This window comes from Nesterenkonia sp. AN1 (genome assembly GCF_000582475.1).
Classification (GTDB): Bacteria; Actinomycetota; Actinomycetes; order Actinomycetales; family Micrococcaceae; genus Nesterenkonia; species Nesterenkonia aurantiaca.
On record NZ_JEMO01000029.1, the window covers coordinates 1 to 2,035 of the forward strand.

1 protein-coding gene is annotated in these 2,035 nt (G+C 63.1%); it reads left to right on the top strand.

All coding sequences use genetic code 11. The features are described from left to right. Positions 1-1,440 (top strand): hypothetical protein (locus BG28_RS13490; RefSeq protein ID WP_036478002.1); only part of this gene is annotated, 1,440 nt, incomplete at its 5' end. Between the last annotated feature and the right edge of the window lie 595 nt (positions 1,441-2,035).

Genomic DNA, 2,035 nt, shown 5'->3' on the forward strand with positions numbered 1-2,035 from the left:
GGGGATGGGCGGCAGATCTGGTACTCTCCGTCGAAGTTGGATCGGTCGTTGGCGTGGCCGAGGATCGAGGAACGCTACGGTGACGCCGGCCGTGCCGAGGCGGTGGCCATAATGCATCAGATCCGAGACAAGACCCTGCCCGAGCCAGAGAAAGCCACGGAGGTTCACCAGCTCAGTGCTGAGTCCTACGAGAAGCTGATCTCTGGCAAGGTCGGGCCGGACACGATGGCGAACATCTACGCTCGAGTCTCGCTCGCAGTCGAGAAGAATAGTCACGGTCCTGTGCTGCGGCTCTCTGATGATTTCTCTCGGGTGGCGGGGAGTATGCGCGGCCACCAGCTGCCGCCGGAGGTGTTGTACCGACAGCGCAGCACGCAACGAACGGGCATGCAGCAGAGTGCGTCGCAGAGCTCATTGCGGAGCAATGGCGCTGGGGTGGGTCGGTTGGGTCAGCAGTGGTTGATGGCGACCCAGACAGGACGCCAGGACCGGGTAAAGGGCTGGGTGTCGTTGCTTGCCCAGGCGAATCGGATCGCTCGGATCGTGACGGAGACGAACCTGACCCGGGAACGCGCTCAACTTGCCCAGACCATGAACCGCAGCCTGGATGTGGCGGAGGTGCTGTGTCGAGAACGGGCACCTCGTACCGGGAACACGGTGACTCCGGAGCAGCGGGCTTCGCAGCTGCGTGGGCTGATGAAGCAGCGTAGAGACCAGGACTACGCCGAGGTCCAAGAGGCGAAGGCCAAGAGCCTGGAGTCCCAGGCCGTGGTCTCGAAGGCACACGGTGAACTAAAGGCCGCGAAGCAGACCCTGGCCCAGGCCGCGGATCGATATGAGGGGCTGGTCGGTGGTGTCCGGAAGGTGCTGGGTAGTGAGGTGGTCCAGGATGCTCGTCGCGGCCGAGAAGCCGATGTGAAGGTCTCCGATGCTGGTCTGTTGAGCCGGGGACGGGCAACGCAGGAGTCCGACACGATTCGCCGGGAGCTCGCTTCTCGGTGGGATGTTCCGGTGGGTGAGCGAGTGAAACCTCAGAAGCAGCGGTCAACGAACCCGTTCACCTCGAGCACCAGCGAAGTGGATGGGCTGTGGTCGAGGTGGACTGACGCGGTCGTGGAAAAACATGCCCCGCAGCGGTTGGACACCCCAGAAATCCGTGAGGCCCAGGCTGATCGAGATGAGGCAGCAGAACACCGAAACCAGGCCGCAGCCCAGGTCGATGAGGCGACGCAGGCCAGTGATCAGGCTGAGCAGCGGGCTGAGATGCTGAGCCATCGCCATCTGCGTACCTCGCCGTACACGTATCTGACGCGTGCTGAGGAAGCAGAGTTAGCCACGTTGGAAAGGCGACGCGACTCGACCAATTACCGAGCGTCCGAGGCGGCACGGGACCCCATCGTCTCCCCTGCACGAGACCAAAATTCCGGGTACGACCGCTAAGAACAGAAGAACAGTCCGTGGTTTTCTTACCCCACAGGAGGGTCCCTGTCAGTGGTCCTGGGGCGCGTTTACGAGCCCCGCTGGCCGAGGCATGATGAAGAGCCTCGTCGCTGTGGTGATCAAGAGGTGAGGACATCTGCAACGACTGTGGGTGAGACAGGGGACATCAGATGGGTCAGTACATCGGGGTTAACGGTGAAACCTTCACCGATGACGAACTCGAGGCGTGGGCAGCCTACGCTGAGTCCGGGCAGAAGTACACCGGCGGCCATATCGGGCCCTCCGCATCGGGGCCACCAGTGAGTATCGGCGCCCAGGTGCGCCCCTTCACCGTCCTATTGGACGCTGCCCGTCGCGCGAAGCTTCACAGGGTCGCTGCTGAGCAGGGCACTACTGCCTTAGCACTGATTCGTCGTCTCATCGACTCCCTCTGAGGCCATCGCCCGAACGTTTTCGGCGGATGAACAGAGTCCCTCCACTCAATTTCCGTGGCCCGCACCGCCCAGCGCCCTCACGGGCCCTGGGCTGTGGCCGGCGCACACCAAGAGTGGGGGCTCAGACAGGGGCTGACTGTGAGGTGGTGAGCTCTCCACGC